Source organism: uncultured Bifidobacterium sp., assembly GCF_949292005.1.
Lineage (GTDB): Bacteria > Actinomycetota > Actinomycetes > Actinomycetales > Bifidobacteriaceae > Bifidobacterium.
In genome coordinates this window covers 1-4,523 of sequence record NZ_CASEXV010000095.1, presented here as the reverse complement: position 1 = coordinate 4,523, position 4,523 = coordinate 1, and the positions used below count along the sequence as shown (strand labels likewise).

The following is a 4,523-nucleotide window of genomic DNA, read 5'->3' as shown; positions in this document are numbered from 1 at the left end:
GAAATATATTCTCAGGAATACAAAAGCCCGCAAGTACAAGGCGACGCGAGTGGGTCAGACGCCCAAAGGATTGAGTTCTTCGCAACTGTCTCCAGCCTGTTCGCCATTCATGAGGGCACACCACAGGTTCCCGGACATACGGAATCCAAAGAATCGCTGATAAAACAACTGATGGCATCCGCATGCCGCGAGCAGCTCCTCAGAGATCTTCACGCGGCCACGGACAGCATTTATTCGGTAAACTCATCATCACATCCACAGGACAGACTCTTTCTTCTCAAGCTGTCACGCAGCGACCAATATCTCGACATCTCATCATTCGACGAAGAACACCTCTCCGATGCGCTACGGGAATACAGCGGATACGAAACCGACGCCGTCCTCCGCTCAGAATCAGCGGATGACAGAAACCAGCCTGAAATCAGGTATGACAATGTCGTTCTCGTGCACGTCCAGAAACCGGAACAGCTTGACATTGCATATCCGAACTATTCCACCAATGTCCGAGAGCTTCTCGAATTCCTTGATGAATACGGAATCACGCCCTGACTCCGCCGAAGCGCCGATCACGGTGAATATAATCGTCGATCGAACGCCACAGGACGGCACGCCCGCAATCCGGGAAAAGCTCGGGAACGAAGTCCAGTTCCGCGTAGGCGGCCTCCCACGGCAGGAAGTTCGACGTGCGGTACTCCCCCGACGTGCGGATCACCAGATCGGCGTCGGGGATGTCCGGATTGTACAGATGCTCGGCGATCATCCGCTCGGTGACGCGGTCCCCGCTGATCTGGCCGTCGCGCACATCGCGGGCGATGGCCGCCGCGGCGTCCGCGATCTCGGCCCGGCCGCCATAGTTGATGCAGAACACCACGTCGATCGTCGAATTGCGCTTCGTGCGCTCCATCGCCATCTCCAACTCGTCGATGACCGAACGCCACAGTCTCGGCCGTCGGCCCGACCACCGCACCCGCACCCCCCACTCATCCATCTGCGCGACGCGACGGTGGATGATGTCGCGCGAGAAGCCCATGAGGAAGCGCACCTCCTGCGGGGAACGCTTCCAGTTCTCGGTCGAGAAGGTGTACAGGCTCAGATAGCGCACGCCCGCCTCGATCGCCCCGGCAATGGTATCGAAAACCACCGGCTCGGCGGCCTTGTGCCCCTCGGTGCGGACGAGTCCACGCTGCTTGGCCCAGCGCCCGTTGCCGTCCATGATCACGCCCACATGCCGTGGAACCTTGCCCTGGGGAAAATCGGGAATCCGGGATGGGTCGCTGAACGGCGCCGTGGGAACGCTCAATGACGTGTAGTCGACATCTTCAAAAGCCATGTCTACGAATCTACCCATCGGAGCGAACGAATCGGCCGCTCAAGATAATATGCGCTCCATTCCTCGACAACCCGAGCCGCATCCGCCACGATCGCGGCATCCCCGTCGCCCGCCTCCACGACCTTCCAGTCGCCCCTCAGCAGAGCCGACACGCGTAAGAGAGCGACGGTGGACACCCGGCGCGAATCCGGAGTATGGTCCGCCGCGCACATCACGCCCCCCGCATCCATAGATAGCCACAGATCCCCGCCCGTCGCATGAGCACCGCCGTCAGCCCCACCAGCGACCCGGCGTCCGCATACGACGCATGAGTCCAGCCGCGGCATCCATCCAGCCATCGCCAGCGAGCGCAACACATAGGACAGGGCTATGTCATCGCTGGGATGCGCGTGACGGGCCAGGGATGCCAACGCTCCAATCAGAAGACGATACTGGTGTTCGGCCGGCTCCTTCTCGGCGGCGACCACACGATCCGCTGTCTCCGCCACGACGTTCGCGGCGGAGAAGGCGTCATAGTCGGCCCCGATCGGCCCGGCATATGCTCCCACGGACACCGCCTGGGAGATCACGTCAAGCGAGCGTCCCGTGGCGATCAGCAGATCGGATCTCATGAACGGCTCCAGTCTCCCGCCAAAACGCGATTTCGTGCGGCGCACGCCCTTCGCCACCGCCCGGACCTTGCCGTGATCCCGCGTCAGCAGGGTGACGATGCGGTCGGCCTCGCCCAGCTTCACCGTGCGCAGCACCACGGCCTCATCGCGATACAGCGGCATGTCGATCCACCTCCCACGGCCACGCCATTACTCCAGGAAACCACATCAGCACAGGAACCACGTCAGTACAGGAACAATCCCCAGAACGCGAACACCAGCATCACGCTGAACATGGCCGCGGAGTTCAACCAGAACAGAACCCGGGCCAGACGGGTGGTCGCCAGAACAGGCTCGTGCCCGCTCGTGACGGCGCGAATGGCCCCTTTGCGAGGAGGCCATCGCACGATGCCGCGACGTTGTGCCACCTCGATCAGGCGGGTGATCAGATGCGACCAAGCCAAAACCACCAGCAGACACGCCACCTGGATGACCGGCCAGCTCCAATCGGCGATTCCGCCCGATTCGTCCGGCGCCGCCCCCCACGCCAGCTTGACCACCTTCACAATCACCTCGGTCAAACCGGCCCCCAACAACGCCATCGCGGCCACGGTCATCACCACCAACGCCAGCAGCGATCCGCCGAATCCATGCCGATAGCCCAATGCCGGACCACGATGGTGGATCATGTACCGGATCTTGCGTCCCAAGGCGACAAGGCCGAGTATCAGGGAGGCGAGAAGCAGCAGAAGCATCACCACGTGGAGGATGGTGCCATAGATGGTGAGCGGGCGGTCGGCCTTGAGCTCGGAGGGAATCGGGATGGACTGGTAGATGGTCGCGCCGGCCACCCGATCGCTTGTCTGCGTCAGACCCTGCGACGTTCCCACACACCATGATGTGAGATCCGTGAGATAGCCATCCACCATGGGAGTGTTCGACTCCGACTCGTCGCCGAGGCGCAGCACATGGTTAGCGACGGGATAGGATCGGATGGTCACATTCCAATTCCCTGCGTTGTGGGCGAGTCGGAGAATGTTGCGCACCCCGCTCACCTGCGCGGTCATCACATCCTTTGATCCGTAGACCACCAGTGTCGGAATCGAGTACGCGCGCGCGTTCATGGTGTCCAGATCAAAGTTCGTCAGGCCGAAAAGCTCACCATCCGCGCGCAGCAGACGACGCACGACCGACTGATAACCGCTGTTGGCCCCCGAAAGGGTGAAGTTCTGGGATGCGAGGAAACCGATGGACTGTCGGGGCGTCGACACCATCGGACTGAGCAGGACCTGGAAGGCTATGCGGCTGTCCAATCCGAGAAGATACGACGATATCCAGGTGCTTTCAGAGTTCGCATAGATTCCCACGTTGTCGGGATTGACGTTATCAAGCGTGCGAAGATACTCGATCACCTTGTCGTATGCCGCGGCCGACGCCTTGTAGTCACGTGTGATGTCGTTCGTGGACCAGACGGGCTTGTCCATCACCGCCGTGACGAAGCCCGCCGACGCGAGGATCGTGGCGACATCACCATATGAATCATCGACCGTCCCGTACCCGGCCCCATGCATGAACACCATCGCCGCGCGCTTGCCCGAGGCCCCCTTGGGATAGCGGATCAGGACGCGCACCTTCTCCTTCTCGCCCGTGGAGGAGCGGGTGACGGTCATGGTCGTCGTGGTTTTGCCGACCTTGTATGTACCGCGCTTCGGCGTGGACGAGGTCGTGCCGGAGAACGTCACGTCCGTGTCCGACGTGAGCGTGGAGACAGTCTGGCCGCTGGGCTCGTTGCTCCAGGTAACCGCCGTGGCATGGGACACGAACACAAGTATGGCGACGAGGATCACGGCTATGGGAATCGTGACGGACAGACGGCGGCCCACTCCCCACGGCGCGTCCACCGGGGTTTTCACCGGGTTTTTAGCTAGGGCATTCGCTGGGACCCTCATCGGCGCATCCACGCCATCGGCATCCGTCATGGCATGATCATCGTCCAATTGGTCTGACACACAGACCATTGTAACCGTCCATTCCGGGACGGCTCAGAGACCGAGTTCACCGCCTCTGCGCAGAAAGACAACAGCGGAGGTGACAGCAACGACGGCAGCAAAGTCAACCAGCCGGCGATCATCTACACAATCAGCGACGGGCTGATATCTACAGGCATCTGCCCCTCACCGATGGGCGGACGGTTCGGTCACCGGAATCACGATCGGACCCGTGGAAGGAACCCCATCGGGCTGGCTTTCCTCCATCTCCCCCGCAATCTGACGCGCCGTCTCCAAAAGAGTGGGAACGATCTGATCCTCCGGAACGGTGCGGACCACCTTGCCCTTGATGATGATCTGGCCTTTGCCGTTCCCCGAAGCCACTCCCAGATCGGCCTCGCGCGCCTCCCCCGGACCGTTGACGATGCACCCCATCACGGCCACGCGGATGGGAGCGGTAATGTCCTTGAGTCCCTCCGTCACTTCGTTGGCGAGCTGGATGACATCCACCTGCGCGCGGCCGCAGCTCGGGCAGGAGATGATGTCGAAATGCCTCTGGCGCAATCCCAGATACTCGAGGATCTTGCAGCCGACCTTGACCTCCTCGACGGGAGG

At 61.5% G+C, this 4,523-nt stretch carries 5 protein-coding genes; 1 reads left to right on the top strand and 4 read right to left on the bottom strand.

The window, feature by feature from the left end; genetic code table 11:
- The coding region (locus Q1X90_RS07260) for a hypothetical protein (RefSeq protein WP_300768565.1) at positions 1-549 on the top strand (549 nt) is incomplete at its 5' end.
- Here Q1X90_RS07260 and Q1X90_RS07255 read toward each other — a convergent pair.
- The 4 genes from Q1X90_RS07255 to Q1X90_RS07240 all read right to left on the bottom strand — a co-directional run.
- Positions 539-1,330 (bottom strand): isoprenyl transferase, encoded by a 792-nt coding sequence (locus Q1X90_RS07255; protein ID WP_300768563.1) that lies wholly within the window; start codon positions 1,328-1,330, stop codon positions 539-541. The genes Q1X90_RS07260 and Q1X90_RS07255 overlap by 11 nt on opposite strands.
- A gap of 2 nt (positions 1,331-1,332) precedes the next feature.
- Positions 1,333-2,103 carry a DNA repair protein RecO gene (recO, locus tag Q1X90_RS07250; protein WP_300768561.1) on the bottom strand — a complete coding sequence of 257 codons (771 nt, stop codon included), beginning with the start codon at positions 2,101-2,103 and terminating at the stop codon, positions 1,333-1,335.
- 62 nt (positions 2,104-2,165) lie between these two features.
- The gene (locus Q1X90_RS07245; protein WP_300768559.1) at positions 2,166-3,929 is read right to left on the bottom strand and encodes an alpha/beta hydrolase; all 1,764 of its coding nucleotides are present in this window, start codon (positions 3,927-3,929) and stop codon (positions 2,166-2,168) included.
- Positions 3,930-4,094: 165 nt separating this feature from the next.
- Positions 4,095-4,523, bottom strand: a 429-nt coding sequence (locus Q1X90_RS07240; protein WP_300768556.1) for a flavodoxin-dependent (E)-4-hydroxy-3-methylbut-2-enyl-diphosphate synthase, incomplete at its 5' end; no start/stop codon positions are given.

Bases quoted from the DNA above. Each gene is read 5' to 3' on its own strand.
- recO (WP_300768561.1), bottom strand. From the start codon at position 2,103: ATGCCGCTGTATCGCGATGAGGCCGTGGTGCTGCGCACGGTGAAGCTG.
- Q1X90_RS07255 (WP_300768563.1), bottom strand. From the start codon at position 1,330: ATGGCTTTTGAAGATGTCGACTACACGTCATTGAGCGTTCCCACGGCG.